Source organism: Desulforudis sp. DRI-14 (assembly GCF_052618305.1).
Genome location: NZ_JBQXEZ010000002.1, coordinates 16,862 through 43,296 on the forward strand (window position 1 = coordinate 16,862; position 26,435 = coordinate 43,296).

Genomic DNA, 26,435 nt, shown 5'->3' on the forward strand with positions numbered 1-26,435 from the left:
ATGGGCAAAGTGTTTGCTGCTGTTTACGCAACCTTATATCCATTGCTGGAACCTGTGTATATCAAACAGATCAGGCGCATTCTCAGCAGCAGGGCCAGGGGTAGGGTTCTGGAACTGGGCGTGGGAACGGGTCTTAACCTTGCCAATATTGGCGAGGGGGTCGACTATGTCGGCATAGATCCTGAACCGGCCATGCTGCAGTATGCTCGGCGCAAGAAAACCGGCGGAGGTAAAACGCCGGAATTGATTGTCGCCTCCGGTGAGCGGCTTCCGTTCCACGACCACTGTTTCGACACGGTACTCTCCACTTTTACCTTCTGTTCGGTCAGCAATCCGGCTCAGGTGGCTGCAGAAATAACACGGGTGCTTAAAACCGATGGGAAACTGTTTTTTATGGAGCACGTGCTGTCTTCAAAGGCTTCCTGGGCAAAATGGCAGCGGCGATTGACGCCTTGCTGGAGGAGGGTGGCCGGAGGGTGTCATCTTGACCGCCCTACGTTAGAAACGTTTAAGGCTTCAGGATTAAATATCGTTGAACTTTATGAAACGGCTGGCGGGTTGCTGCCCATCGTCTGGGGTGTAGCCCAACCCAAGAAAAATTCTCCTGATTTAAAGTTTCAGGTTTTCGAGGACCATGGTGACCGCGGCGGCAATAAAAATGGCCGGGAGCAAGTTGCCGACACGGACTCGAAAACCATTAACGTTCAGAATCGTAACCCCGATGCCGACGATGATGAGACCGCCGGTAGCGGTCAGTTCGGCGACCACCCAGGGGCTGAGATAAGGGCTGACGGCGCCGGCGGCCAGGGTGATAGATCCCTGGTAGAGGAGAACCGGGATGGCGGAAAAGATCACCCCGATACCCATGGTCGAGGCGAAAATGACGGAGGCGATACCGTCGAGCATGGATTTGGCGAACAGGGTTTTGGCCTCGCCGGTCAAACCGTCTTCTATTGAGCCCATGATGGCCATGGCGCCGACGCAAAAGATCAGGCTTGCGGCGACGAATGCCCGCCCTATTTCTCCGTGACCATTGCCCCCGACTTTGGACTCCAGCCAGCGTCCCAGGCGATCGAGCTTTCCCTCGATATCTATTGCCGCTCCGACCAGACCGCCCAGGGCGAGGCTTCCGATGACAATTAGCGGATTGCGGGTCTGAAAAGCCATCTGCAGGCCGATCAGAATTACGGCCAGAGCAAGCCCCTGCATAACCGTTTCGCTGACCCGTTCAGGGATACCTCGTTTAATTACCAGGCCGAGGATCGATCCAATGCAAATTGCAGCCACGTTAACAACAGTGCCAGTCAAAATGATGTCTCCTTGTTAAGAATATATAGAGTAAAGACCTATAGCTAAGGTTAATTGGCGGCCTCTCCTTGAATTCCTTCCTGAAGACGTAAAGCTAAAGGCCGGACCCTACGTCCGGCCTTTAGGATAAGGAGTTTGTTTTGCGGTAGGCGATAAGGTAATATTTATCGCCAAGGCGCTGTTCCAGTTCCCGGATTGCCTCCAGGTCGCCCGACGGGAGCTCGGCCAGGGGAACCTGGATGTCTACTTTTTCCGGCACGCGAAAGCCCCCTTTCATTTTATAGTCTTTCACCCGGCCATCCCGGTATGTGCGTCAGAGGTTGCCAAGCCGGTGCGCGCTTGGTTATGATGTAAAGTGACCTGAAATCTTGTGTTGTGGAGGGATTACCGTGCAAGTCACGCTTAGGGATGCCATAGACTACTTCCTGGACAACAGGGATAACCTTGAGGTCTTTGAAATTCGCCAGATATATCGTCCGGATGACCCTCCGGATTATGCCGTACGGGTGCTGCAGACCGATTACTACCTGGTGGTGGAGAAAGACGGGAAAGGCATTCTTCTGGCCAAGCTCTCTCCCGATCTAGTTGAATTTCGTCCGGTTGCTGATCCCGAACCGATTGAATTCGAGCTTGCCCGGAGGATCAGGGAAGCCAACCTGCATATCTGATGGCTCTGGTGCTTTGTACCATAGGAACCAATAATGAAACTCGCTTTTTATGTAGGAATTCGGCTATCTAATGCCGAATTCTGTTTTTGGGAAGGTGTTTGATAAAAAGCTTGTTTTGGCGGTGATGGGCGATGACCCGCAGGGTGCTCGTGGTTGATGACGAAAAGGCCATAGTCCGCCTTGTAACGTTTAACCTGGAAAAAGAGGGCTTTGTTACATTTAAAGCCTGTGACGGGGAGGAAGCGCTCAGGATCGTCCGCGAGGAAAAGCCGGACCTGGTGATCCTCGACATCATGCTGCCCCGGATCGATGGCTTTGAGGTGTGTAAGCGTATCCGGCAGGAAAGCGTCCAGACAGCGATTATCATGCTCACCGCAAAAGACCAGGAAATCGATACCGTACTGGGCTTGGAACTCGGAGCCGACGACTATATAACCAAACCCTTCAGCCCGCGGGAACTCGTCGCGCGCGTTAAGGCGGTCCTCAGGCGGACAGTCCCCAAAGAGGAATACGTAAGAAGTTCAGAAACCAGAATCGGCGGGTTGGTCATTAATTCGGGCAGCTATGAGGTAACCGTAGACGGTAAACCCGTCGAGCTTACCCCTAAGGAGTTCGAACTGCTGGATTTTCTTGCGCGGAACGCCGGACGGGTGATGACGCGGGACGCTCTGCTCAACAACATATGGGGTTACAGTTACGCCGGCGATACCCGGATCGTGGACGTGCACGTCAGTCACCTGCGCGAAAAGATCGAAAACAACCCCAAGAACCCGGTGTATATCAAGACCGTGAGAGGCGTCGGCTATAAATTCAAGGCGCCGGCTGGTTAAGACCGGGCTGGTGTTGTCCTGTTACCGCTGATGGGTCACATGAACTGAAAGTTCTTTTTTTTTGCTTGCTAAGCCTAAACGGGGACCGGGAGGATGAACCGTTTTGTTTAAGAGGCTGAGGTGGCGATTAACTGCAACTTACATCGGCCTGGTGATCATGTCGATGCTCGTCCTCGGGGCTTACCTGCTGAATTCTCTTGAGGATTACTTCTACGATAGCCTCAAAACCAGGCTAGAGACCGAAGCCCTGTTAGCATGTGATTTGCTTGAACCAAGGCAGGACAGATGGAACGCCACGACAATGGGCGAACTGGCGCGCAGGATCGCCCAAGACGTTAAGGCCCGGGTGACGATCATTGACATCAACGGGACGGTCCTGGGGGACTCGCTTGAGGATCCGGCTCAGATGGAAAATCATCTTGACCGCCCCGAGGTGCTGGACTCCCTGACAGGCGGCGTCGGTGTGGCCATCCGTCACAGCAGCACTTTGGATGCGGATATGATGTATGTTGCGGTGCCCATTATGCAAGAAGACCGACCGGTTGGTTTCCTGCGGCTTGCTATGCCCCTGGCCGAGATAAGAGGGGCTTTTTTCAGGCTGTGGTCGGCCGTTGTGGTGGCCGTCTCTCTGGCGGTGTTTTTCACCATCCTGATCAGCCTCGGCCTGAGCAAGAGGTTGACTGAACCCATCGAGAAACTGACCGAATTCGCCCGGCGCATTTCGGGGGGCGATTTCGACTGCCGTGCCAAACTCGAAAGCAAGGACGAGATCGGCGAACTGGCCGAGGCCCTCAACCAGATGTCCGTGACAATCAGAGACAAGGTCACCCTGATTTCCGACGGCAAAAGCAAGCTCGAAGCCGTCCTGGGCAGTATGGCCAACGGGATCATCTTCGTCAATAAAAAGGGCCAGATCGATCTCATCAACCCGGCCGCCGAAAGGTTCCTTTCGTTTGCCGGCCGCGAAAGCATCGGCATGCCCCACGACGCGGTGATCAGACACCCTGAACTATCCGCTCTGATTAACGAAGGACTGCAGGGCGGGCGTACCGTCGAACAAGAGATGAAGATCGCTTATCCCGACGAAACCTTTTTTGAAGTGTTTATCTCCCCCATTCGCGATCAGGCCGGGAAACTGACCGGGGTCGTCGCGGTGCTCCGCGACATCACTGAAAAACGAAAACTGGAAAGGATGCGCCGGGATTTTGTAGCCAACGTCTCCCACGAATTAAAAACGCCGGTTACGGCGATCAAGGGATTCACGGAAACGCTTCTCGACGGGGCGCTCAATGATGAAAAGGCCAGTCGCGAGTTTGTCGAGATCATCGACAACGAGGCCGAACGGCTGAAAAGGCTGATTCAGGATCTCCTGGATCTGTCCCGCATCGAGGCCAAGCAGGTTAAACTGAGACGCCTTCCGGTAGACATATCCTCCATCGTCGGCGACACGGTGCTGAAGCTCCGGGGCCAAGCCGAGAGCTTGAATGTCGCGCTGAGCGTTAACTTCCCGGAGGTCCCTGTGATGGCTGAAGCCGACCGCGACCTAATCGAGCAGGTACTTGTCAACCTGGTTGACAACGCTCTTAAGTACACCCCTGCGGGGGGCAGAGTGGATATCGAAGTCGCGGAAAAGGGAAAGGACGTCGTGATATGGGTGCGCGATACGGGCATAGGCATTCCGCCCGAGGACATCGACCGGGTCTTTGAAAGGTTCTACCGGGTGGACAAGGCGAGAAGCAGAGCGCAGGGCGGTACCGGTCTGGGTTTAAGCATTGTCAAACATATCGTCGAAATCCACGGGGGCACGGTAGGCGTCAACAGCAAACCCGGCAAGGGTTCCGAATTCTTCTTCACGCTGCCGAAGAAAGTCCGTGAACAGTTGAGGAAAAAATAAACCGGCGGCGAGCGTGGGAAAGGGAGGCGTGCCCTTTCCCGGCTCACCGCCGGCAAACCTGAACAACCTTACTTAACGGGAATATAACCGACTTCCTGTACCATTGCCTGGCCTTCAGCGCTCAGGCCGAAGTCCAGGAAGGCCTTGGCGAGACCCTGGGCCTCGTTGATGGTGTACATGTTGAGACCCCGGACGATGGGGTATTCTTTGGACTTGGCTGTTTCGACGGACGGCGCGACAGGATTCCCACCTTCGTTGCTGACAGCCAGGGTCTTAACCGTACTATCTACGAAAGCAAGGCCAACATAGCCGATAGAAGTCTCGTCTTGGGCAACGGACTTGGTCATGGCGGCGGTGGAGGCTACCTTTTTGGCGTTATCCGCAAACTCTTTCTTGTTCAGGACGTGCTCTTTAAAGAATTCATAGGTACCCGAACTGGTATCTCTGGTGTAGATGATGATTGCCTTGTCCGGCCCGCCGACTTCTTTCCAGTTCTTGATCCTGCCGGTGAAAATGTCCTTAACCTGCTCCATGCTCAGGGACTGCACGGGGTTGCCGGGGTGTACGATCACGGCCAGGGCGTCGTAACCGACAACATATTCTACAGGCGTCCCGTTTTTGATCTGCTCTTTTTCCTTGTCCTTCATTTCACGGGAGGCCATTGCGATATCGGTGGTACCGTTGATTAGGGCGGCGATGCCGTCACCTGAGCCGGTGCCGGAAACAACAACTTCCACCTTCGGGTTCTTTTCGTGGAACGCTTCCGCCCACGCCTGGGCAATCGGAGCCACCGTAGTCGAGCCGTTAACCTGCAGGGTTTCGCTTAACTCCGTTGAGGTTTGCCCCTGGTTTGCATCCTGGGGCTTGTCTCCGCCGCCACCGCAGCCTGCCGCCAAACCGCCAAGCAGGAGAAGAACCGCCAGCACCAGTGCCATTCTAGAAAGACTCTTGCCCAAAATAAAGCCCTCCTTTAAAAAATTTGGGGTTAACCTTTTCCTATACTGACTATAGCAAATGGATTTTAAGCGTATTTAAATAAGGTGTAAATCATGTAAAGATAGGTTGTAGTTTTCCTAGCACTGTTTCCGCCTGTCCCGGACATAGATGCTGCCTTTGATCGACTTGGCGTAATACTTTAGCTGGGCGGCTTTTTCACTGAGACGCCGGATTTCGAGGCTTGATTCCGTGCCGACCGAGTCAATCACGGCAAGCGAGACGGAGATTATCGGAAACCAAACCTCCACGCCCTGCGGGTAAATAAAAAGTAAAAGCACCGCCCGCGAGCGGTACTTCTGATAAGTCCAATTTGTCTAAAGGGTTAATCGTTCAAGTCCAAGCGTTCACCTGTGACCATGTAGATCACCCATTCACTGAGGTTGGTGGCGTGGTCGCCGATTCGTTCAAGGTATTTGGCGGCCAGCATCAGGTAGGTGGACTGCATGACATTTTTGGGATCTTCGGTCATCAGTGTCAGCAGCTCAGTAAATGTTTCTTTATAAAGGTGGTCGATTTCGTGGTCCTTGGCGGCGCTCTTTAGAGCCAGCTCACGGTCGTATTCGACATAGGCCACCAGGTTTTCCCTGAGCATTTCCTGGGCAATTTCGGCCATGCGGGGAAGAGCAACGAGCGGTTTTATAAACGGCTCGTTCCCCATGCTGAGCGTAATCTTGGCGATGCTCGAGGCGTAATCGCCGATGCGCTCCAGGTCAGTGCAAAACTTAAGGGTTGCGCCGATAAACCTCAGATCTCTTGCGACCGGTTGATGCAATGCCAGCAGCGACAAACATTGTTTCTCAATTTGGAGTTCCAATTGATCCACCTTGTCGTCATCCATTACCACTTTTGCGGCAAGGTCCTTGTCCTGACGTTTGAGGGCGGTCATTGCCAGGTCGAGAAAACACTCAACCATATTCCCCATCCGCAAAACATCGTCCCGGAGGTCATTGAGCTGTTGGTGGAAAGACCCTCTTACCATATCTCTAACAAACTCCTTTTTAACCGAATCTGCCGGTGATGTAGTCCTCGGTGCGTTTATCCCTGGGAGCGGTAAAGATGGTATTGGTTAAATCATATTCAATCATTTCGCCGTTCAAAAAGAAAGCCGTGTAGTCGGATACTCTGGCTGCCTGCTGCATGTTGTGGGTGACGATAACGATGGTATAGTTTTCCTTGAGTTCGCGAATAAGGTCCTCAAGCTTGGATGTAGAGATAGGATCCAGGGCGGAAGCGGGTTCATCCATCAGGATTACCTCCGGTTCGACCGCCAGAACGCGGGCCAGCACAAGCCTCTGCTGCTGCCCGCCCGAAAGCCCGAGCGCCGATTCATGCAGCCTGTCCTTAACCTCATTCCAGAGATTCGCCTGGTGTAGGCTTCTTTCCACAATCTCTGCAAGGACATCCCGCCGTTTTATGCTGTGAATCCTTGGACCGTAGGCCACGTTGTCAAAGATGGACATCGGAAACGGATTGGGCTTTTGAAAAACCATTCCGATTTTTTTGCGCAGGTCTACCGGGTCCACCCCGGGATCATAGATATTCTTCCCGTCGAGGAAGACTTCACCCTGAATTCTCGTACCTTCGATAACGTCGTTCATTCTGTTCAGGGTGCGCAAAAAGGTCGATTTGCCGCAGCCGGATGGGCCGATCAAGGCTGTTACGGCATGCTCTTTAACCGGCAGGTTGATATCGATTAGGGCATGAAAATCCTTGTAGAAAAAGTTAAGGTTGATGGTCTCCATTTTGTTAGCCATTCGATCACCTTTCACTTTGTGAACCCTTAATCTTTTTGTTACCTGATGCGCTTAAGTCTTATCCTCGTCCGGATGGCTACGGCAACCAGGTTTAGACTGCCAACGAGCAAAAGCAGTACCACGGCAGTTCCAAAAGCCATGTGATCAGGCACGTTCGGAACCTCGGCGGACAAGGCGTAGAGGTGATAGGGCAGGGCCATGACCGGGTCGAACACCGAATTGGGCAGTCTCGGACTGTAGACTATGGCGGCCGTAAACATGATTGGCGCTGTTTCTCCGGCCGCGCGGCCGATGCCCAGGATGGTGCCGGTAAGGATGGAGGGCATGGCGACGGGCAGGACCACACGCCTGATGGTCTGCCACTGCGTGGCCCCGAGGGCGAGGCTGGCGTGCCGGTAATCGTCCGGCACCGCCAGCAGGGCTTCCTCGGCGGTGGCGATGATCACCGGGAGGGTCAACAGTCCCAGGGTAAGGGCTCCAGCCGCTAGGGAGCGTCCCATTTCGAGCATTAAAACAAAAAGCCCGAGACCGAACAGTCCATAGACCACCGAGGGTACGCCGGCGAGATTGACGATGGCAATTCTTACGAGATAAGTAAAGAAGTTTTTCTTGGAATATTCCACCAGGTAAACGGCGGTGCCGATACCCAGCGGCAGCGCTACGATAATAGTACCTACAGTAAGGCCGGCGGTTCCGATGATTGCGGGGAAAATTCCTCCCTCGGTCATAAACTTGCGCGGCGGTTGGGTCAAAAACTCCCATGTCAGGGCGGGCCATCCCTTCCAGACCAGGTACCCGACAATGGCCAGAACGGGGATAATGGCGAAGACCGTGCACACCGCAAGCGCGCCGAAGCCGGCCCTTTCTCGCACATTTCTTGAGATCACAGGGATGCACCTCTTTTAATAGAAGACGTTTTGGCAAAAACCACGTCTGTAATAAGGTTAATGACGAAAGTAATCGCGAAGAGCACCATACCCAGGCCGAAAAGAGCCTGGTAATGCAGTCCGCCCCTGACCACTTCGCCCATTTCCGCCGCGATATCGGCGGTAATGGTGCGCACCGGGTCAAAGATGGAGTGGGGAATGAGGGTGGCGTTGCCGGCCACCATCAAGACCGCCATCGTTTCGCCGATAGCTCGTCCCAATCCCAGCATTGATGCTGCTATCAACCCGGAGCGGGCTGTCGGCAAGACGATCCGAAGGGTTGTTTCCCACTTTGTGGCGCCCAGGGCCAGGGACGCCTCCCTGTATTCCCGGGGTACGGCGTCAAGGGCGTCTTCCGAAATGCTCACTACTGTCGGCAGCGCCATGATGCCCAAGACGAGCGAGGCTGTAAAGGCGCACAGGGCGCTCGGCAGGTCGAAAATCTCTTTCACGAGCGGCGCGAGGATGGTCAATCCAAGAAAGCCGTAAACCACCGAAGGTATTCCGGCCAGCAGCTCGATGACAGCCTTGAAGATCTCACGGACGCTGCGAGGCGCGACCTCGGCCAGGAACATGGCGATGCCGATTCCCAGCGGGATGGCTATCATCCCCGCACCGACGGTAACGGTAAGAGAACCCGCGATCAGCGCCAGCGCGCCGAACTGCGGCGGTTCGGAAACAGGCAGCCATTTCGTGCCGAAGACAAAATCGAATAGGCCGACCTCCGTAAAGACACCGGAGCCTTCTCTCAACAAAAAGAAAAAAATCAAAAAGAGAATAAGTATCGAAGTGCCCGCCACGATACCGAGGATATACTTGATGCTTTTTTCGTAATACCGTGCAATTTTTTTGGCCATATTAAAGCGCGAGCCCCCATATACGAAGGTTGATAAACCGCTTTTGCACATCTACTTTAACAGAATAGTTTTGAATATAAGTCAAAACCGTGTAAGGATTGTAAAGACAATGTTTAGTTTCTGTAAATGAGGTCTAAGTTGCGCTTGGAACGGTTGCAGGGGGAGGGCCAAGATGCCGGATAAAGTGGAAGAAGTGGCAGCCATGCTCAGCGACCTGGCGGCCGAGACCGGGCGGAAAACAATCAGGGACGCTTCGGCCTTCGACAGGGTGCTGCAGCTCTTTTTTTCAAGGTTCCAGGAGGGGTTTCGCGCCGTGCGCCTCCTGGTCGGGGAGGACTGCGGGAATGACGCCGTAATTTTGGTGCGCAGCCTGTACGAGGATACGCTCAACGTTCTTTACATCGCTACCGACCCCGAACACCTGGCCGCGCTGTTCCTCGACTACGCCCAATATCGCAACTGGATTTACGTGACCTTTCTCGAAAAGTACTACCCGGAGGCTCTCCGCGACATCAAGCCCGAAGAACTGGTAAAGATGAAAGCCGAATACGAGCGGGTGCGTGATCTTTTCCCGCGCCGGTCTTCCTGGCACGGCAAGACCATTGCCGACCTTGCCCGGCTGCTTAATTTGAGCAACCTGCACGAGACTTTTTACAAGATCACCTGCGACATTACGCACGGCAACGTGGCAGGGTTTTACCCTCTTCTAACGGCAAGAGACAACCGTCACATCGGGGTCAGTTCCGAAGATGATGAGGATTACGCCAGGGATGCTCTGGCCCTGGCGTCGCAGTGCTATCTTGCTGTTCTCGACCTGGTGAATAAGCATTTTGGACTCGGGCTTGAAGCCGAACTCGACAAGGCCAGAAGGGAGGTCGCCGAGGTGCTTAACACTTTGCATTGAAAGCTGCTCAACCTCTTCATTACCCTTCTATTCTTAAACCAGCCGGCTGACGAGAGCGTTGCAAAAGCCAGCGCATCGGAGAGTTTTTCAACGGTCTCCAAGAATGGTATAATTCTGCAAAGACCGGTAAGGGAGAGGGCAATCGATGGGTGGGGCCGGTGTCTCCGGGTTGGCGGCACGTAAAGCGATCCTCTGGGTTTTAAACACGACAGCATCCCCCCAGTGGTCGCTGTTCTTCAGTATTGCTCTGGTTTTCAGTGCCGCCGTCGTCAGCCTCCTTCCCCCGAACTTTGATGCCGCGGTTCAGGCCGCGCGATACGGTACCTTATGGGAACGTATCGCCTATTGGATGGGAGCGGACCGCTTCTTTGACTCTGTCCTCTTTACCGGGGTCCAATCGGGTTTGGCCTTCGGGCTCGTCGCCTGCGCTGGGCGGCAAGCCTACCGTCTTTATTCCACATCCCGCTATCCGTATTTCAAAGAGGATTTGGCCGAGTTTAGGGACTGTGCTTGGCGTAAGACGCTCCGCTACGGAAACACCAGCGGGGAATGGGCTGCGGGGGGACTGGCGATCCTCTTACGGGCTAAAGGCTGGCGGGCCGGCAAAATCGAGGGAGATCACGGGCGTATGCTGGTAACGGCCGAATACGGCCGATGGTCCCGCTGGGGGCTTGTGGGCCTGCATCTCGGTCTGGCCCTTGTCCTGACCGCCAGCGCTGCCGGACCCTGGCTCCGGGATGTTCAATCTTTTGTCGCCGTTTCTTACCAGACGATAGAACTGGCCAAGGCCGGGTACCCTTTTGACCTCCGCGTTCAGGAAATCAAAACGGATAAGGAAAACTTTGCCAGCCGCATCAAGCTGATTGAAAACGGGATCGAGAAGTCCGTGCCTCTCCTCAGCGCCGGACAACCCGTACGCTACCGCGGGGTTGCTGTTTACCAAGCTGGGGGGGACTGGATCCTTAACCTCCTTTACCGCGACGCGCAAGGTACGGAACACCTCTGTTCCGTCTGGAACGGGGGATGGCTCGACGTCCCCGGATCGGGCGGCATCAAGGTCACGGCTGCAATCAGCAAGGAAAACCCCAACCTGTTAACCTACCGTCTCGTCGATCCTTCAGGCAAGGTCCTGTCAGGCGCCGTGTCTTTCGGGGAACCGGTCAGAGCCGGTGCGGAAAGCCTGGTTTTCACCGGACAGCATCCGTACGTGGCGCTGGTGCTGAAGCGGGACCCGACTCTGCCGGTGGCTTTTTTAGGGGGTTTTCTGGTTATCGGGGGGCTGGCTTGCGTATGGGGGGTCCGGCGTCACCGGCTCTGGGCTTTGGTGGAGTCGGACGGCGGCGTGGCGACGGTGCACCTGGGCGGGGATACGGCGGGGGACGATGACATCTTTTACGCGGTCATCCCCGCAAACCAGGCCATCGAAGCCGTGGAGATCGAGATGGCGAAGAGAAAAACCGGCTAGCACCGTTTTGGGCCGGACTGGCGGACCAAAAAGACCGTTTTCTGTGGATAAACCTGTGGAAAGCCTTTAACTCTTGGCCTTGCTTAGGCCAGTCAAGAAAAGGGATGCTAGGCCCTTGTGCTTATTGTGGATAAGTTTGCGCATTAGGGCGTGGGCTGGGGCAAAAGGTTCACGCGAAAGTAACCCCAGGCCAGGCTGGCCAGCATGAGGAGGCCGGCCATGCCGACCGCCGAGTAAAGGTAGCGTACCAGCGTCGAGAAACCAAATTGGCTGGCGATCAAAGCGATGCCCGCCGTCCCCAGAACGACCCACTTGAAGCGCGGGGTTGCGGGATCGGCGACCCGCGCCCCGAAGCCGTAAAGACTGCCTACGGCCGTGGTGTAGATTTCGGCCAGCAGGACGATGACGTAGCCGACCTGGACCGGGGCCGCGAAGAGGCCGGCCACGAAGGCCATGGGAATTTCGAATCCGGCGGCGGTAAGATTGCCGAGCAGGGCCAGGTTGATGGAGAGGGCGCCGACGACCAGGCCGATAGCGCCATAGAGGGCGGCCTTTTTGAGGTTGGCTTCGTCTCTGGCCACCGCGCCCAAAGGCGCGAGGACGGCGACCGACAGGATCAGATTGTATGAGGTATAGGTGAGAGCCGATAAGGGCCAGGACGGAACGGCCGCTGCGGCCGGTTGCGCCCAGAGCCTTATCGACTCCAGGTTGGGCGGGGTCACGACCAGGGTGCCGACCGTGATGCCGATAACGGAGACGATCAGTATCGGGACGACAAAGGAAACGGCCGAGATCACCCCGCTGATGCCTAGGAGGACGGTTGCCAGGGAAATCACGGTTATCAGGGCGCTGCCCAGTAACGGCGGCAGGCCGAATTGCTGGCCGAAAATGGCGCCGGCCCCCGCCGCCATGGCCGTTAAGGCGCCGAACAGAAAGAAAGTGATGATGCCGTCGATTACCGTGCCGAGCACCGGTCCTGCCGAGTGGTGAATGACGTCAAGGTGTGACCTTGCGTGTAAATGGTGACCGAGGCGGAGGATGATCGAGCCGAAAAAGAAAAAGAGGTAACCCGCCGCTAGAATGGCCGGGATGCTGAAGAGGCCAAAGTAGGTAAAAAACTGGAGAATTTCCTGTCCCGAGGCGAAGCCCGCCCCTACCACAGTCCCGATATAGGTGGCCGCGATGGCAAAAGTGGATGGATGTTTACCTGCACTCACTCCGACACTCTCCCCGCATTGTCAATGCTCAGTATCTTACCTGTTCGCCAATCTTCTTGGCAAACTCTCCCTGATGTAGCTGTACGTAAGCCCTCCCAGAAGAATAAAACCGGCCACCCCGATAGCCGAATAAAGGTAGCGCACCAGGATGGTGAACCCGAACTCGGCGCCGATAAGGCCGCTCACGCCGGTGGCGAGGGCGATCCACCGGAAGCGCGGGCTTGTGGAGACGGCAAAACGCGCAGCAAATCCGTACAAGGCCCCGACGGCCGTGGTGTAAATCGCCAACATCAGGACGAAGGCGTAGAGGAACTGGATGTAGCCCGAAATGCGCCCGGCGATAAAGGCCATCGGGACGGGAACGGTGGTGGACTCCGGTACGGCCAGCATGGCCAGGTTGATGGCCAGGATGCCGACCCCGAGACCGATGCCTCCGACCAATGCCCCTTCGTATGCTACCCTGCCGCGCCTGGCCAGGACGCCCATCGGAGCCAGAATAGCCACGGCGACAATCAGGTTGTAAGAGACATAGGTTAAGGCGGAAAGAGGCCAGAACGGAACAACGGCGTTCCACGGCCGGGCGACGAGGCTTACGGCGTCCAGGTCGACCGGATTGGCGGCCAGGGTGACGGAGGTTACGCCCAAAACCCCGACAAGAAGGAGCGGGACGACGAAACCTAACGCCGAGATCAGAGCCCTGATCCCAAGGAGGACAGTGGCCAGCGTAAGCCCCATCATGGCCGCGGCGCCCCACAAGGCGGGGAGATTGAACTGCTGGGCGAAGATGGCGCCCGCCCCCGCCGCCATCGCCGAGGTAATGCCGAAAAGGAAGAGAGTTGTGATTACGTCGGTTATAACGCTGAGGTATTTCCCCCCTGCGTACCGGATGATCTCCAGGTGTGAGGCGGCCCGCAGCCTGCGGCCCAGGTTCAGGACGATCGCGCCGAAGAAGACGAAAAGAACGCTCGACAACAGGATCGCGGGCAGGCTGTTCAAGCCGAAGAGGGTGAAAAACTGCAGCACTTCCTGGCCCGAAGCAAACCCGGCCCCGATGGTGACGCCGATATAGGCGCTGGCAATCTCAAACGGGCCGACCTTCTTTTCCATAGTTTCAGTATTAGAGTTTCATCGGCAACCTATGTATCAACAAATTTCAGAAAAAATTTAAACAGCTGTGACAAGGATCGGTCAATTGCGGAACGTAGACTGGACACAAATCAGCACAGAGGAGGAAAAAACAGTGTCCGGTTTGGCTGCGAGGAAAATAAGCCCGGTTTACGACGCGAGGTATCACATGCGTCAAATGTTAAGGGGATATACGGGATGGCAGCTGCTTAAAATCCTGTTCGTGTTGCGCGTGGCGCGCCTTGCTGTGGTCCTCAACCGCATCCTTTACAGGATGGCCTTCGGCCACAAGCTTCAGGAACACCACTGCCTCCCGGAGATTCTCGCCGATTGGGAGCGACGGGTGCGGGGCTGGTAAAAGAGGCCGCAACGGCTAGCCGATCAGTATCTTCTGCTCGGGTAGCCGTATCTTGGCCTTGTGCTCGCGCTGGGCGAGGGAAAAGGCCAGGGTGAGCGGGCCCACCCGTCCGATGAACATGGTGAACATGACCGCCAGCCTTCCGGCCGGCGAGAGATCCGGCGTCAGGCCCAGGGAGAGGCCGACCGTGCCGAAGGCGGAGACCGTCTCGAAAAAAATGGTGAAGAAATCCTTGCCGTTCTCGGTGATCGTTAAAAAGAGCGTTGTCGCCAGCACTACGGTCAACCCTAGGACCAGGATGGCCAGGGCTTTGTAGACCTGGGACCTGGGTATGCGCCGGCCGAAGACCTCCGCGTCTTCCCGCCCGCGCGCCAGGGAGAGCAGGGCAAGGCCCACGGTGATGAAGGTGGTGGTCTTAATGCCGCCCCCCGTCGAACCCGGCGAGGCCCCGATGAACATCAGGATCATCATCAAAAACTGCGTCGGGACAAAAAAGTCGTCTAGAGGGACGGTGTTGAAGCCCGCGGTGCGGGGGGTGCTCGCTTGGAAGAAGGCGGCCAGCAGCTTGTGACAGGGGGTGAGGTCCCTCAGGGCGTGGTCGTGTTCGAGAAGCAGCACGGCTACCGTAGCCAAAGTCAGGAGCAGGATGGTAACGGTGATGACGATCTTGGAATGCAGGGACAGCTTCCTGAAGCTCCGCTTTCTGTAAACATCGACGGCTACGGAGAAGCCGATGCCGCCGAGAATCAAGAGCCCGGCCACCGTCAGGCTGACGACGGGATCATCGGCGAAACCCGTCAGGCTCCGGAAGCCGCCGAAAAGGTCAAAACCCGCGTTGTTGAAGGCCGAAACGGCGTGAAACACGCCCAGCCAAAGGCCCTGCATCCAACCGTATTCCGGCGCCAGGTGCAGGGTAAGAATGGCCGCCCCTATAGCTTCGGCGGTCGCGGTGAAGAGCAGAATGCGCTGCACCAGCCAAATAATGCCGGTCAGTTCGTTTTGGTTGACCGATTCCTTGATCTGCTGGCGCCGGCGCAGCCCGATTCTCCGACCGAGGAGCAGCGCGAAGAGGGTTCCCATCGTCATCAGACCGAGACCGCCGGTATGGATGAGCAACAGGATAACGAACTGGCCGAAGGGGGTCCAGTGATCCGCGGTATCCACGACGACAAGTCCCGTGACGCAAACGGCTGAGGTTGCCGTAAACGCCGCGGTTAACAGGTCCGGTTCACCGCTCCTGACGGACAGGGGAAGGGAAAGGAGCAAGGTTCCCGCGAGGATCGCCAGGGCGAATCCCAGGACGAGAACCTGCGGCGGCGTCAAGCTGAAGATGCGGGATTTTTTGGCAGGGAGACCTTCCGTCATGCAGACCACGCTTGTATTTCAGGTAATTTCATTATTACAGGCGTCTCCTGGAGTCCCGGCTCAGGATGACGAAGTAGAGGAGCAAGGCTCCAAGCAAAAAGGCGAACAGGCCGATCCAGTTGTTTCTGCCGTCAGGAAGCCCGGAGGGGAGCAAGGCAAATTCAAACACAGGGCATCACCTGTAGATAATTTACCCTCTATGCCTGCGTTTAGCCGGGAAAAGTGGGATGGGTGTTATGGGGGGAACGCTAGTCAGCGTGGATTTCGACCTGCGGGTTTTCGGGAAGGACGGGCGTGCTCGGGGCATAGGGAAGCCGTTGCGGGATCTCGCCGGCGATTTTTTCAAGGCACGCCTCCGTTATGCTGGCGGCCCTAAGTGTCTTGTCGTGGACAAGGTCGATGATTCCTTTCTTGCGGGCCAGCCAGGCGTCAGGTTCCTCACCCGGCCCCTGGGCAAGCCAGGCTTGGCTGGCCTGGATTTCCAGGGCGGCGCTGTCGATTGCCGCGTATGATTGCAGGATGCCGGACACCAGGTCGTCGCCCAGGAGACCGAGCATCCCGTTCTTCATCACCCCGTCGAACGCGGCCTGGCGGAGGCCCTTGGTTATACCTTCGATCAAGGAGTAGAAGGCCCGCAGGTTGGCCAGCTCGTAGAAGGCCTGGCTACGGCCGGAGTTCTCGGTGATAATGGTCAACTGGCGCAGCAGCGTGAGGTTGTGACTGAGCTCGGCCTTTAAAGCCAGCAGGTACATATCCCGGGCGTGTTTGGCAGCTTTACGTTCATGGCGCCTGTGCAGGGCAAGCGAGAGGAGAAATCCGGCGAGCACCCCCAGGAAGCTGGCCGCGAGGTGCCTGTAAAAGTATGTGCTCAGGAAGACGTCCCGCAAAAAATCCATCGAAGAGAGCCCCCTCTGCTAGGCATTTAGGTATTATTGAAGTAACGCCCCAACAACCCTTTAATAATGGCGGCGTGGCGGTCTTCGTCAGCCGCCGCCCTGATAAAGAAGGCCATGGAGTGAAAATCCCCGTTCTTTTGGGCGGCTCGGGCCAGGTCTTCCTTGTTTTTCTTGGCGGTGATTTCCCGGTTGTACTGGCGGGCCAGGTTTTCCCGCGTGGTGTCTACCAGGCCTTTAATGAAGGCCCACTCGGCGGCGTGCCGGGCCTCGTCGAGCGCCATGCGGTAAAAGGCCTGGGCCAGTTCCGGGTAGCCTTCCTCCTCGGCCCGCCTGCTGTAAGCGATCAATAAACCCACCGATTGCGACTCGTCTTCCCAGTCGTAGTGCTGCAGCTGGGCGGTCGCTTCATCTTTGATCTCGAGGGGCTTGAATTTCTCCGCCGGCGCCCCGCATACCGGGCATTTGGCCGGGGGGTGGTCGCCTTCGTGGATGTAGCCGCACACAAGACACTGCCAATGTGGCATGACGGTCCCATCCTTTCGCGTCACCGCATATCGAGGATGCTTCTGAAGAGGTCTATTCGGTAGGCAACGGCTTAATCCTTTTGCCCGGCTCCTTTTGCATGCCCCGCCACGGATATTGCCATTAGTGAAAAATGTCATAAAGTTAACTTAAAAAGGGTTCACAAATCCCATATCTTGTTGTATGTTATATTATACAACCGCACGGACATTGGAGGTGAGCCAAGTGACGCCGGTAACAATTAAGCGCGACGGGGTTAAGTGGGTGCGCTGTGCCGTGTGTAACCGGTTGCTCTCGGCTTACGCGATCGGAGGTAACCTTATTGTGCAGATCCGATGTCCGCATTGCGGAATGTCTTTTGAGACACGTGCCGCGGAGACGGCTTCGAAGCGGCGATGACACGTGTTTATTTATATTAAGGATAAGGCCCGGTCAAGAGACCGGGCTTTTTTCTAAAACTGCTGCTGGCATAACATTTTGCGGGGGAGGCGGTAACGGTGTCGCATATCATCAGCCGTGAAGATCACAGCCTTACGCTCGATGACGGGACCAAATTCACCTTTGACATCATCGGCAAGACCATTTACATTTACGTCAGCTACCGGTACGCTTCAGCGTGCATCACCCTGGAGGGGGCCGATGCCCTACTCTTTGCGGCGTACCTGGCGGAAAGCAGGGCCAAGCCCGGGAACGAGTACAAATTTAAAACGCGGGACAATTTCAACGTTGTCGTTAAACCGGGCGAGAAGTCAGCGCTTTCGGTATACGACGGGGAACGCATGCTGATCGAGGTCTTCCTGGACAAGAAGGCCACGCTGATGCTCGCCGAAATGGTCATCAGGAGCGTACGCCACAGTGTTAAATAGGCACCGCAAAAATCGGCCAGGGATTCAGGCGTCGGGGCTTTCGAGTTCGAAGGCCACGAAGACGTCGGTGGCAAAGCGGTCGCTTTTTTCAAAAGCCTCATAGGCGGCGGGCACGTAGAAATCCCCGCCCGCAAACGTCTTGATCGCCACATAATCGTCGTTGGCTTCGGTGACACGCCCACGGATCTCCTGCTTGTTCAACGGCCTGCCCTGGCTGTCGACGAAGGTGAGCTCCACCAGGATGCGTTTATTGATAACGTTCTCCTTGTTGAAGTCCAAAGCGGTACGTCCTCCTTTAAGCGATCGGGTTGCAGTTAGTACAGTATTTCCTTGTCTCGGGGCAAAATACCTGCACAGGGAGAGAGATGGAGGAGAGCAGAACGTTGATGGACAGCGGAATCGGCGACAGGTTTCAAACCGGGACGAAGTATGACAGGGACCGGATTATAAGGGAGCGGCCGGAGCGGGGGCGGAGGCCGGCCCGCCATAAAATCTATAGCGACGTGGAAAAGATAGTCTTGCCGGAACCGGAGAGAGACGGCGGCACGCCCCTTTGGCGAACCATCCGGCAGCGCCGCAGCGTCCGAAACTTCGGGCCCGAGGCGCTTTCCCTCCCGGAGCTCTCCCAGCTGCTCTGGGCCGTTCAGGGGGTAACGGGAAGAATCAACGCCTTCGCCTTGCGGGCCGCGCCGTCGGCCGGCGCGCTGTATCCTACCGAAACCTACCTGATCGTTAACAGCGTGGCGGGGCTGGAGCCGGGGATTTACCACTTCGATGCCGAGAACCACGCCCTGGCCTGCCTGCGGAAAGGCAGTTTTGCCCGGGAAGCGTCGGCGGCCGCGCTGGGCCAGCATATGGCGGCCCGGGCCGCTGTCGTCTTCCTTTGGTCCTCCGTTTTTGACAGGGCCAAGTGGAAATACGGGCAAAGGGCCTACCGTTACGTCTACCTCGACGCCGGCCATATCGCCCAGAATCTGGCCCTGGCGGCGGTAGCCCTCGGTTTGGGCAGCTGCCAGATCGGGGCTTTTTTCGACGACGAGCTGAACGAACTCATCGGCCTCGACGGCGAGAACGAGAGTGTCATTTATTTGTCAGTGGTTGGCCGCCCGGGGTCATAGTCCCGCCGTTCCTCGATGCACAGGCGCCTCCCCATAACTGATCTGGAACAAAACGGAAATCAGCGGGGTTTGGAAGGGACATCTTAAAACCCCTGGAATGTATTATACAGTCCCCTGGTTTTACAAGATTAGGGACAAACCTTCCAATCACCTTATAAAAGTTCGGAGATTTTTCATGCTCGCATCGTCACACAGGTTTCTTGTCTTGTTCCCCTGCGCAACGCTGATCTTACTTCTAACTTGCCTCTGCAGCCCGAGCCCGGCCCGCGCCGCAGACGCTCCCTCAGACAAGGTTATGGAGTACCGTGCTTTATACGCTATGACCGTCCTTTCTTTTCTGGGTTCTCCTGATGCCGCTGCGGCCGTCATGCATCTTGAAATCCCCCTGAAAAAGAGTGACGTAAAGGATAGTTACGACCTGGTCGTGGTCGGCTCGGACCCCGAGGGGATAGCGGCCGCTCTTTCCGGGGCGAGGAACGGCCTGTCCACCTTGCTGGTGGATACGCGTCCGGAACTGGGAGGACTGATGACGCAAGGCTGGCTTAACAGCATCGACATGAACTACGGTCCCGACGGGGAGATCCTGAACAAGGGCATTTTTGAGGAGTTTTTTACGATGGTCGGCGGGCAGTCGTTCGACGTGGGCAGGGCGCGGCAGGTTTTTAACCTGCTGGTCAACCGCGAGCGAAATTTAGACGTCCTCCTGGGAGTGCGGAAGATCGCGCCGGTAACGGGCACGGCCGCCGACGGCGAAGCGTATCGCAAAGCTGTGGCGGGGATTGCCGTGTCCGGTCCGGGAGGCGCTTACAGGTTGATCGATGCCCGCCGGGTGATCGACGCCACGCAAGACGCCGACCTGGCCGTCGCTGTGGGCGTTCCTTACAGTCTCGGCATGGCCGATTTCGGGCGCGGCGGCCGTTTTATGGCGGTCACCCTCGTTTTCAAGCTGGCGAATGTCACAGATGCCGATTGGCGGCGGTTGAGAAGGACCTTGAACCGGGACGACACTCGAGAAAGCGGGTCCACCGAGGTGAGCGCCTGGGGATTCGGGGAAGAGATGTACAGTTATGTACCGGCTGACAAGAGCATCGGGACCCGAGGCCTCAACCTCGGGTGGCAGCGGGACGGTACCGTTCTCGTGAACGCGCTGAAAGTCTACGGCGTTGATCCTCTTGACCCAGCCTCGCGGGAGAGGGCCAGGCGGAAGGCTTTGGCCGAGATCCCCAAGGTGGTGAAGTACATTAACGCGAAGATCCCCGGCCTTGAGAAAGCCGTCCTGGCAGGGGCGGCCCCCGAACTTTACGTGCGAGAATCAAGACATATCTATGGGGAGTACCGGCTTAGCATCGACGACGTTCTGGAGAACCGTGATTTTGACGACAGGGTGGCCTTTGGCTCCTATCCCGTGGACATTCAGGCGAGCGGGCCGGAACCCGAGTTTTCCGGAATCGTGGTCGGAACTCCGGAAAAATACGCCGTGCCTTTTCGCTGCCTGGTTCCCCTGAAGGTTGAGAACCTGCTTGTGGTCGGCCGGTCGGCAAGTTTTGATTCTCTGGCTCACGGCAGCGCGCGCGTAATCCCGGTGGGCATGGCTGCCGGGGAAGCAGCCGGGACGGCCGCCGCTCTTTCCCTGCGAAAGGGCAAAACCTTCCGGCAAATGTCTGCATCTGAAACGGATATGGCTGATCTCCAGGGTAAACTTAAACAGCAGGGAATGGATCTCGAACCTTTCGGCGACCGGTATAAGCCTGACATCGTCAACGATCCCCGGTACGAGGCGGTTAAGTTCGTGCGCAGGATGGGACTGGTGCGCGCCGGCTACGATAATGACTACCTGCTCGATGAGCCGATGATAGAGGCCTGTTTCGGTACCGTCCTTTCCACGGCGGTAAGACAGAGCGGGGCGGAACTCGAAGAAATGTCCGCTTCAAGTTTAAGGGAGGATGTATTGCGGGTGGCGGACGCGGCCTCAATCTTGTGCCGTTGCCTGGGACGTCAAATGCCTCGCGACGAGGCTTACGAGTATTTGAAAGACGCCCCGTTTTGGAACTCATATGTCGATGCGAACGACTCGGAAGCGTTGGTGAATCACGGCGCGGGATACATGCTTGTCAAAGATTTTCTCGATTGGGCAATGGTTGAGAGGGCCGGGTCCGAAGACCCGGTTCCTTAACTGATGAGAAATATTTATCTTCGAAACTGCATGTCGGGATGATTTTGCCTTTTCATGTCGAACAACCTTCCAGTTAATCATTTTGCAGAAGGAGGGGAAGGATTGAGTTTGGTCACCGTTGTAAGGCATCCCCTGGTAAACGACCGGATCAGGACCTTGCGCGACCGGGAAATCGACACGGAGCTGTTTCGCCGGGCCTTAAAAGAACTGGGCCTGATCCTGGCGGTCGAAGCCACACGGCACCTGCCGACCCGGGAAGCCACAGTGGTTACACCACTGGGGGTGGAAGCGCGGTGCGAAGAAGTAGATTCGACCAGGCACCTCCTGGTTCCCGTCCTGCGCGCGGGTTTGGGTTTTGTGGACAGTTTCCTGGAGTTTTTGCCGAAGGCCAAGGTGGCTCACGTCGGCGTGGCCAGGGATCACGAGACGCTGGAGGCGAAGGCCTACCTGTGTTCGGTCCCGGGCAACCCTGAGGAGTACGACGCAGTGTTCATTCTGGACCCGATGCTGGCGACGGGCAACAGTAGCGTGAAAGTCCTGGAGTTGCTGAAGGACGCCGGTTTTGAAGCGGAAAAGATAACGCTGGTCTGCGGCTTTGCCGTCGAGGCCGGCATCAACCAGGTCAGGACCAGGTTTCCGGAGGTACGCATCGTTACCGCGACCGTCGACCAGCGCCTGAACGAAGTGGGCTATATCGTTCCCGGTCTGGGGGATGCGGGAGACCGGCTTTACCTGCTTTAAAAGCAATGTTTCGATACTGAACGGGAGGTACGCTTTAATTGCCTAAACGAGAAATCGGGATCGAAGAACGGCTTCCCCTGGCTCAGACTTTACCGTTAAGTCTACAGCATCTTTTCGCAATGTTCGGCGCCACGGTGTTGGTGCCCATTTTATTTGAGGTGAACCCGTCCACCATTCTCTTGTTTAACGGTATCGGCACGCTGCTCTATTTCGCCCTCTGCAAGTGGCGGATCCCGGCCTATTTGGGTTCGAGCTTCGCCTTTATTTCCCCCGTTTTCGTCGTCCTGGCTTCCTACAGTTACAACGACGCCCTCGGCGGATTCATTGCCGTCGGTCTCACTTTTATTATCGTATCACTCATCGTCAGGGCCGCGGGCACACAATGGATCGACGTGGTCTTTCCGCCCGCCGCGATGGGCGCCATCGTGGCGGTGATCGGGCTGGAGCTGGCTCCTATCGCTGCGCAGATGGCCGGGTTGGTCGGTAAGCCCGGCGAGGTCTTTATTCCCGATCCAAAGGTGATTACCGTCTCGATGTTCACCCTTGGCGTAACGATTCTTGGTTCGGTGGTCTTTCGGGGCTTTATGGCGGTCATCCCCATCCTCTTCGGCGTCGTAACGGGGTACGTTTTGGCCCTGTTCATGGGCATGGTCGACACGGCGGCGATCGCGAAAGCGGACTGGTTCGCCGTTCCGACCTTCTACTTCCCGGCCTTCAACCCGGCGGCCATCGCGGTGATTTTGCCGGCGGCCCTGGTGGTCATCGCGGAGCACATCGGGCACCTTTTCGTCACCAGCAACATCGTCGGCAAAGACCTGGCCAAGGACCCAGGGCTGCACCGCTCCCTCCTGGGCAACGGCCTGTCGACCCTGCTTTCCGGGTGTTTTGGTTCGACCCCCAACACCACTTACGGCGAAAACATCGGAGTCATGGCCATCACCAAGGTCTACAGCGTCTGGGTCATCAGCGGCGCGGCCGTCATCGCCATCATCCTGTCCTTTATCGGGACGCTTTCGGCGGCCATCCAAAGCATTCCCGTCCCGGTCATGGGCGGCGTTTCCCTGCTGCTCTTCGGCGTTATCGCAGCGTCAGGCATACGCATGCTGGTTGAGTCGAAGATCGACTACAGCAAAGCGCGAAACCTCATCCTGACGTCGGTGGTCCTGGTCATCGGCATCAGCGGGGCTCAGGTCCAGCTGGGGGCGGTGAGCCTGAAAGGCATGGGCCTGGCGACCGTGGTGGCCATCTGTTTGAGCCTGGTCTTCAAGCTTTTGGATGTCGCCCGGTTGACTAACGAGTAAGGATATTCAAACGGCAATACGCAGAGCGCTGGTTTTTCCCCGGCGCTCTTTCATTTTGTCCCCTCGCTGGATTCCAACGGTTCCATGTTTACCACAGGTGGGGGATGATTTGCAGGACCTCCTCTTCGCGCCCGAGGAAGTCGCAAAACAGGGTCGTCAGGGTGTAAGGCGCCTGCCCCATCTGCGAGTCAACGGCGTGGATGGCCCCCTGGACCACGTCCGTGGCCGTGCCGGGACGGAAGACGAGTGTAAACCCGGCCACGTCGTACAGGGTCTTGCCTTCGGCATCCAGCACGTCGGTGATGTGGGAGAAGATGATGCGAACCTGGTCGGCCACCGACGTTCCGATCCGGATCGCTGGGCCGACGGGACCGGTAGGGACTGTTTCTGCGGTGGCTGTGCGCACGTGGTAGTCCGGGTTGGCAATGATGCCTCCGAGGGCGGAGAAGACGATTTTCCCGTCCTTGACCACGGCCGGCGACCAGAAGTCGTTCATAAACCCGTAACCGGGGGCGGAGACTTTCCTGGCGGGCATGTCGCTTACCTCCAAAACACTTTTCCTTAGAACAGCATTCCCCGGGAGCGGGCCGGGCATTAGATAAGTGATTTTTATGCGTACCGGGAAGGCGTAAAGCAATAGTTTGGCGAAAGGTATTCTGGTTAGCGTTAGCAGGGAAGGGGGTATTTTCCTGATGCTAAGCAAGCTGAAAGAACCCGTAAGCGGTCTCACGCATCTGATCGGGGCCTTGCTTTCGGTGGTCGCCCTTGTGGTCCTGATCGCCAAGGCGCATGGGTACGGGACCCCTTGGCACCTGGCGGCTTTCAGCGTTTTCGGCTCAAGCCTCGTTTTGCTCTATACCGCTAGTTCGCTGTACCACCTGCTGCCCCTTTCCGAAAAAGGTTCCAGGATGTTACGGCGTATCGACCATACGATGATTTTCGTACTGATAGCCGGGACATACACCCCCATATGCCTGATTGCTTTGAAGGGCGTGTGGGGGTGGAGCCTCCTCGGCGGGGTATGGTTTCTGGCCGCCGCGGGCGTGGTTATGAAACTGCTCTGGCTGCACGCCCCCCGCTGGCTTTCGACCGCCTTCTATCTCCTGATGGGCTGGCTGGTTGTGGTGGCCGCCTGGCCGCTGGTTGAGGCCTTGCAGCCTTTAGGGCTTGTATGGCTGGCCGCGGGCGGGCTTTTTTACACCGCCGGCGCGCTTATCTACTGGCTGAAGCGTCCCAACATCCGCCCCGGTTTGCTGGGGTTTCACGAGATATTTCATCTTCTGGTGATGGCCGGGAGCTTCAGCCACTTTTGGATGATGTACAGGTACATCTAGAAATCTTCCGGGTCGCTTGATGGCGCCTGTGTGGTATGATGGTTGCAACAGCGAGCCCATGGGGGAAGAGGTGACAGGGTGCGGGAGATCTGGTTTGACGGTTCGAGGTGTGTGGCGTGTCTGACGTGCGCGCTGGCCTGTGCCATTGAACATACACCTGAAAAAAGCCTTTTCACCGCGCTGCGCAACCGGGCGGCGCTGCGTTCAAGGATGGAGGTCCGGGTGACGGAGGGGTTCCTCTTGCCCGTCCAGTGCCGGCATTGCTCCAATCCTCCCTGCCTGTACGCGTGCATGGCTTCGGCCGTCAGCAGAGACGGAGAAACGGGGATCGTCAGCGTGGACGGCCGCAGGTGCGTGAGCTGCTTGATGTGCGTAATGGTCTGCCCTCTCGGGGCTATAAGCGTAAGCGGCGACGGAATGGCGCCGTTGCGCTGCGACCGGTGTCCGGAAAGGGACGTGCCCGCCTGCGTGGCGGCCTGTCCGACGCAGGCGCTGACGTACGAGCGGTGGGACGGGCGCATGGCCCGGCAACGGAACGCCGCGGCCGCCGGCGTGTATGCGGTCAGGGGGTGGCGGGAATGAGGTACGTGATCATCGGCAACAGTGCCGCCGGGACCTTTGCCGTGGAGGGGATCCGTCTCGCCGACCGCGCCGGGGAGATCGTGGTCCTCGGCAACGAGGCGCGGGCGGCCTATTCGCGCTGCCTGGTGACGCATTACATCGAGGGGCGGGTGAGCGAAAAGGACATGGCCCTGCGGGGCGAGGACTTCCCCGACCGCATGGATGCCAGGATCTGTTACGGCTGTCGGGTGACGTCGGTCGATGTGGAGAAGCGGCTGGTTTACTATAACGAAGATATGTCCCTGGCTTACGACCGCCTGCTCATCGCTACCGGCGCCTCCCCGAAAGTACCTGAGATACAGGGAATTCAAGGGCCCGGGGTATACACACTGCGGACCCTGGACGACGCCAGGCGGATCAACGTGGAAATAGCCAAGGGGGAACGGGCGGTGGTGCTGGGCGCCGGTCCGGTCGGATTGAAGGTGGCGCACGCCTTGCGGCAGCGCGGGATGCGGGTGTCGGTCGTGGCCGGCTCGCCGCACATCCTTTCCCGGATTTTGGACCGTCAGGGCGCCGAGATCATCCAGGACGTTTTGACGCAGCACGGCATGGAGTTTCACCTGGGAGCCGAAGTCCGCGAGGTCGCGCGTGATCCCGCGGGGCGGGTTAGCGGGGTTGTGCTTGCCGACGGCGGGGAACTGGAGTGCCGGATGGTTGTCGTGGGCAAGGGGGTGCAGCCCAACGTGGCCTTCTTGAAAGATACCCCCATCGCCGTAAACCGCGGGGTAGTGGTCAACGAGCACCTGGAAACAAACGTTCCGGGAGTGTTTGCCGCCGGGGACGTCGCGGAGACTTATGACTTGGCCTGCGACGAGGCGCGGATCAACGCGACCTGGCCCAACGCCGCCGAGCAGGGGCGCCTCGCCGGGGAGAACATGGCGGGACGGAGGGTAAAATACGCCGGTTCGATCGGGATGAACGCTATCGGCTTTTACGGAGTACCCGCCATTACCGCGGGGAGGGTTCGCGTTCCCGGACCGGGGTTCGAGATCCTCGAGCGGTTGGACCGGCCCAGGAGAACCTACCGCCGGCTCGTGTTCCGGGACAGCCGCCTGGTCGGCTTTGCCATGGTGGGCGAGGTTGACGGCGCCGGCGTGCTCACGGGCTTGATCAAACAAAAGGTAACGATCAGGGACAAAGAGCGGCTTCTCGAAGGCATGCTTCTGCCGCCGGTCAAACTGGTTAAGGCGTAATGA

Annotated in this window: 31 protein-coding genes and 1 pseudogene; 16 read left to right on the plus strand and 16 right to left on the minus strand. The window is 57.3% G+C overall.

Translation table 11 applies throughout. From position 1 onward, the window contains the following. Positions 1–525, plus strand: a pseudogene (locus ACUM6F_RS01830) (class I SAM-dependent methyltransferase); the annotation flags it as partial. Positions 526–609: 84 nt separating this feature from the next. Here the strand turns inward: ACUM6F_RS01830 and ACUM6F_RS01835 are convergent. Both ACUM6F_RS01835 and ACUM6F_RS01840 read right to left on the minus strand, forming a co-directional pair. After that, positions 610–1,308, minus strand: a complete 699-nt coding sequence (locus tag ACUM6F_RS01835) for a DUF554 domain-containing protein (RefSeq protein WP_445348238.1) — start codon at positions 1,306–1,308, stop codon at positions 610–612. Between the two features lie 121 nt (positions 1,309–1,429). Further along, on the minus strand, positions 1,430–1,567 hold the full coding sequence (locus tag ACUM6F_RS01840; protein ID WP_445348239.1) for a hypothetical protein: 138 nt from the start codon (positions 1,565–1,567) through the stop codon (positions 1,430–1,432). A gap of 130 nt (positions 1,568–1,697) precedes the next feature. Here ACUM6F_RS01840 and ACUM6F_RS01845 point away from each other — a divergent pair, with 130 nt between their 5' ends. From ACUM6F_RS01845 to pnpS, 3 genes are all read left to right on the plus strand, one after another. Beyond that, positions 1,698–1,976, plus strand: a complete 279-nt coding sequence (locus tag ACUM6F_RS01845) for a hypothetical protein (protein WP_425621490.1) — start codon at positions 1,698–1,700, stop codon at positions 1,974–1,976. A 131-nt stretch (positions 1,977–2,107) separates the two neighbouring features. Beyond that, positions 2,108–2,806, plus strand: coding sequence for a response regulator (locus ACUM6F_RS01850; protein ID WP_425621491.1), 699 nt, complete (start codon positions 2,108–2,110; stop codon positions 2,804–2,806). Positions 2,807–2,909: 103 nt separating this feature from the next. Next, on the plus strand, positions 2,910–4,700 hold the full coding sequence (gene pnpS / locus ACUM6F_RS01855; RefSeq protein WP_445348240.1) for a two-component system histidine kinase PnpS: 1,791 nt from the start codon (positions 2,910–2,912) through the stop codon (positions 4,698–4,700). A gap of 68 nt (positions 4,701–4,768) precedes the next feature. On the opposite strand, the gene ACUM6F_RS01860 is transcribed toward pnpS, so the two are convergent. From ACUM6F_RS01860 to pstC, 6 genes are all read right to left on the minus strand, one after another. Then, entirely contained in the window at positions 4,769–5,656 is an 888-nt protein-coding gene (locus ACUM6F_RS01860; RefSeq protein WP_445348241.1) for a phosphate ABC transporter substrate-binding protein, read from the minus strand. Positions 5,657–5,773: 117 nt separating this feature from the next. Further along, positions 5,774–5,944, minus strand: a complete 171-nt coding sequence (locus tag ACUM6F_RS01865) for a hypothetical protein (protein WP_445348242.1) — start codon at positions 5,942–5,944, stop codon at positions 5,774–5,776. Between the two features lie 74 nt (positions 5,945–6,018). Further along, positions 6,019–6,675: a phosphate signaling complex protein PhoU gene (gene phoU / locus ACUM6F_RS01870; protein WP_445348243.1), complete on the minus strand. Its 657-nt coding sequence runs from the start codon at positions 6,673–6,675 to the stop codon at positions 6,019–6,021. Positions 6,676–6,694: 19 nt separating this feature from the next. Continuing rightward, complete coding sequence (pstB, locus tag ACUM6F_RS01875; RefSeq protein WP_425621496.1) at positions 6,695–7,450, minus strand: phosphate ABC transporter ATP-binding protein PstB; 756 nt, start codon at positions 7,448–7,450, stop codon at positions 6,695–6,697. 38 nt (positions 7,451–7,488) lie between these two features. Next, the gene (gene pstA, locus ACUM6F_RS01880; RefSeq protein WP_445348244.1) at positions 7,489–8,337 is read right to left on the minus strand and encodes a phosphate ABC transporter permease PstA; all 849 of its coding nucleotides are present in this window, start codon (positions 8,335–8,337) and stop codon (positions 7,489–7,491) included. Beyond that, positions 8,334–9,233 (minus strand): phosphate ABC transporter permease subunit PstC, encoded by a 900-nt coding sequence (gene pstC, locus ACUM6F_RS01885; protein WP_445348245.1) that lies wholly within the window; start codon positions 9,231–9,233, stop codon positions 8,334–8,336. The genes pstA and pstC overlap by 4 nt, the downstream gene beginning before the upstream one ends. A gap of 172 nt (positions 9,234–9,405) precedes the next feature. On the opposite strand from pstC, the gene ACUM6F_RS01890 reads away from it, so the two are divergent. Together ACUM6F_RS01890 and ACUM6F_RS01895 are read left to right on the plus strand one after the other, a co-directional pair. Next, positions 9,406–10,137 carry a DUF5677 domain-containing protein gene (locus tag ACUM6F_RS01890; RefSeq protein WP_425621498.1) on the plus strand — a complete coding sequence of 244 codons (732 nt, stop codon included), beginning with the start codon at positions 9,406–9,408 and terminating at the stop codon, positions 10,135–10,137. Positions 10,138–10,282: 145 nt separating this feature from the next. Next, positions 10,283–11,602 (plus strand): cytochrome c biogenesis ResB family protein, encoded by a 1,320-nt coding sequence (locus tag ACUM6F_RS01895; RefSeq protein WP_425621499.1) that lies wholly within the window; start codon positions 10,283–10,285, stop codon positions 11,600–11,602. 143 nt (positions 11,603–11,745) lie between these two features. On the opposite strand, the gene ACUM6F_RS01900 is transcribed toward ACUM6F_RS01895, so the two are convergent. Both ACUM6F_RS01900 and ACUM6F_RS01905 read right to left on the minus strand, forming a co-directional pair. Continuing rightward, positions 11,746–12,819, minus strand: coding sequence for a YkvI family membrane protein (locus ACUM6F_RS01900; protein ID WP_425621500.1), 1,074 nt, complete (start codon positions 12,817–12,819; stop codon positions 11,746–11,748). A gap of 36 nt (positions 12,820–12,855) precedes the next feature. After that, a complete protein-coding gene (locus ACUM6F_RS01905) occupies positions 12,856–13,926 on the minus strand; it encodes a YkvI family membrane protein (RefSeq protein WP_425621501.1) in 1,071 nt (356 codons plus the stop codon). 133 nt (positions 13,927–14,059) lie between these two features. On the opposite strand from ACUM6F_RS01905, the gene ACUM6F_RS01910 reads away from it, so the two are divergent. Then, positions 14,060–14,302 (plus strand): hypothetical protein, encoded by a 243-nt coding sequence (locus tag ACUM6F_RS01910; protein WP_445348246.1) that lies wholly within the window; start codon positions 14,060–14,062, stop codon positions 14,300–14,302. A gap of 15 nt (positions 14,303–14,317) precedes the next feature. On the opposite strand, the gene ACUM6F_RS01915 is transcribed toward ACUM6F_RS01910, so the two are convergent. The 4 genes from ACUM6F_RS01915 to ACUM6F_RS01930 all read right to left on the minus strand — a co-directional run bounded on the left by ACUM6F_RS01915 (position 14,318) and on the right by ACUM6F_RS01930 (position 17,087). Then, positions 14,318–15,625 (minus strand): TrkH family potassium uptake protein, encoded by a 1,308-nt coding sequence (locus tag ACUM6F_RS01915; protein ID WP_445348247.1) that lies wholly within the window; start codon positions 15,623–15,625, stop codon positions 14,318–14,320. 76 nt (positions 15,626–15,701) lie between these two features. Beyond that, positions 15,702–15,836: a hypothetical protein gene (locus ACUM6F_RS01920; protein WP_425621504.1), complete on the minus strand. Its 135-nt coding sequence runs from the start codon at positions 15,834–15,836 to the stop codon at positions 15,702–15,704. Positions 15,837–15,915: 79 nt separating this feature from the next. Continuing rightward, positions 15,916–16,563 carry a hypothetical protein gene (locus tag ACUM6F_RS01925; RefSeq protein WP_445348248.1) on the minus strand — a complete coding sequence of 216 codons (648 nt, stop codon included), beginning with the start codon at positions 16,561–16,563 and terminating at the stop codon, positions 15,916–15,918. A 26-nt stretch (positions 16,564–16,589) separates the two neighbouring features. After that, complete coding sequence (locus ACUM6F_RS01930; protein WP_445348249.1) at positions 16,590–17,087, minus strand: rubredoxin-like domain-containing protein; 498 nt, start codon at positions 17,085–17,087, stop codon at positions 16,590–16,592. Between the two features lie 181 nt (positions 17,088–17,268). Here ACUM6F_RS01930 and ACUM6F_RS01935 point away from each other — a divergent pair, with 181 nt between their 5' ends. Both ACUM6F_RS01935 and ACUM6F_RS01940 read left to right on the plus strand, forming a co-directional pair. Next, positions 17,269–17,484 carry a Com family DNA-binding transcriptional regulator gene (locus tag ACUM6F_RS01935; RefSeq protein WP_425621507.1) on the plus strand — a complete coding sequence of 72 codons (216 nt, stop codon included), beginning with the start codon at positions 17,269–17,271 and terminating at the stop codon, positions 17,482–17,484. 98 nt (positions 17,485–17,582) lie between these two features. Then, positions 17,583–17,951 (plus strand): hypothetical protein, encoded by a 369-nt coding sequence (locus ACUM6F_RS01940; RefSeq protein WP_425621508.1) that lies wholly within the window; start codon positions 17,583–17,585, stop codon positions 17,949–17,951. A gap of 24 nt (positions 17,952–17,975) precedes the next feature. Here ACUM6F_RS01940 and ACUM6F_RS01945 read toward each other — a convergent pair whose 3' ends face one another. Continuing rightward, positions 17,976–18,230 carry a hypothetical protein gene (locus ACUM6F_RS01945; RefSeq protein WP_425621509.1) on the minus strand — a complete coding sequence of 85 codons (255 nt, stop codon included), beginning with the start codon at positions 18,228–18,230 and terminating at the stop codon, positions 17,976–17,978. 107 nt (positions 18,231–18,337) lie between these two features. On the opposite strand from ACUM6F_RS01945, the gene ACUM6F_RS01950 reads away from it, so the two are divergent. The 4 genes from ACUM6F_RS01950 to uraA all read left to right on the plus strand — a co-directional run bounded on the left by ACUM6F_RS01950 (position 18,338) and on the right by uraA (position 23,284). Further along, entirely contained in the window at positions 18,338–19,069 is a 732-nt protein-coding gene (locus ACUM6F_RS01950) for a SagB/ThcOx family dehydrogenase (RefSeq protein WP_445348250.1), read from the plus strand. A 295-nt stretch (positions 19,070–19,364) separates the two neighbouring features. Beyond that, positions 19,365–21,242 carry an FAD-dependent oxidoreductase gene (locus tag ACUM6F_RS01955; RefSeq protein WP_445348251.1) on the plus strand — a complete coding sequence of 626 codons (1,878 nt, stop codon included), beginning with the start codon at positions 19,365–19,367 and terminating at the stop codon, positions 21,240–21,242. 102 nt (positions 21,243–21,344) lie between these two features. Then, positions 21,345–21,983 (plus strand): uracil phosphoribosyltransferase, encoded by a 639-nt coding sequence (gene upp / locus ACUM6F_RS01960; protein ID WP_445348252.1) that lies wholly within the window; start codon positions 21,345–21,347, stop codon positions 21,981–21,983. Positions 21,984–22,021: 38 nt separating this feature from the next. After that, entirely contained in the window at positions 22,022–23,284 is a 1,263-nt protein-coding gene (gene uraA / locus ACUM6F_RS01965) for a uracil permease (protein ID WP_425621513.1), read from the plus strand. Positions 23,285–23,372: 88 nt separating this feature from the next. On the opposite strand, the gene ACUM6F_RS01970 is transcribed toward uraA, so the two are convergent. After that, positions 23,373–23,819, minus strand: coding sequence for a hypothetical protein (locus ACUM6F_RS01970; RefSeq protein WP_425621514.1), 447 nt, complete (start codon positions 23,817–23,819; stop codon positions 23,373–23,375). A gap of 157 nt (positions 23,820–23,976) precedes the next feature. Here ACUM6F_RS01970 and trhA point away from each other — a divergent pair, with 157 nt between their 5' ends. From trhA to ACUM6F_RS01985, 3 genes are all read left to right on the plus strand, one after another. Then, positions 23,977–24,618, plus strand: coding sequence for a PAQR family membrane homeostasis protein TrhA (gene trhA, locus ACUM6F_RS01975; RefSeq protein ID WP_425621515.1), 642 nt, complete (start codon positions 23,977–23,979; stop codon positions 24,616–24,618). A 78-nt stretch (positions 24,619–24,696) separates the two neighbouring features. Continuing rightward, a complete protein-coding gene (locus tag ACUM6F_RS01980) occupies positions 24,697–25,200 on the plus strand; it encodes a 4Fe-4S dicluster domain-containing protein (protein WP_425621516.1) in 504 nt (167 codons plus the stop codon). Then, positions 25,197–26,432 carry an NAD(P)/FAD-dependent oxidoreductase gene (locus tag ACUM6F_RS01985; protein WP_425621517.1) on the plus strand — a complete coding sequence of 412 codons (1,236 nt, stop codon included), beginning with the start codon at positions 25,197–25,199 and terminating at the stop codon, positions 26,430–26,432. Before ACUM6F_RS01980 ends, ACUM6F_RS01985 begins: the two co-directional genes overlap by 4 nt. The last annotated feature ends 3 nt before the right edge of the window (positions 26,433–26,435 follow it).